The sequence below is a fragment of the Vibrio sp. 704 genome, assembly GCF_033339295.1.
In genome coordinates, this window is the sequence record NZ_JAWOUH010000649.1 from 1 (window position 1) to 615 (window position 615).

The 615-nt window shown below is 47.8% G+C and carries 1 pseudogene; it reads left to right on the forward strand.

The features are described 5' to 3' along the window. Positions 1-608 (forward strand): annotated as a pseudogene (locus R7R24_RS28295) (DNA primase); the annotation flags it as partial. Between the last annotated feature and the right edge of the window lie 7 nt (positions 609-615).

Here is a 615-nt window from a genome sequence, read left to right on the forward strand (position 1 = left end):
ATACCTGCGGTATCTTTCATGATGGTTTTGAACTGTTGTCTTGGATCAATGGATGGAACTTTGCTCAGTCTATTGAAGCAATCGGCCAGGCTCTTGGTATTCAACCCGGACAAGTACCAACTCGGGCAATACCGAATAACGCTGTTGACTGGAAGACTAAAAAGCAGGTAGAGGACAAAGCGATTATCCATCGCTTGAATCAAACCTGGGGAGAAACGATATCTCTTGCAGATACTCGTGCGCAACCAGTTTGGAACTACTTGCATCGTCGTGGCATTGTGACGCGGCTTCGTCCTGAATGGGATTCGGTGCTGAGGTTTCATCCAAACTTGCCTTACCATGATGAAGATGGTCTGTTTATCGATAGCTACCCAGCGCTGCTAGGAAAAATCGTTACTCAGCAAGGGCGTTCGGCCACGTTTCATCGGATCTACCTAAGTGAAGATGGATTCAAAGCGCCGGTTGAAAAGCCTAAAAAGATGATGCCGATACCAAGTGACAGAACAATCACTGGTGGTGCCATTCCGATAGGTGAGCCTGGTGAGGTACTAGGTGTTTCTGAAGGTATAGAAACGGCCCTAGCGGTAACCAGAGCAACGGGGCAAACATAGATCG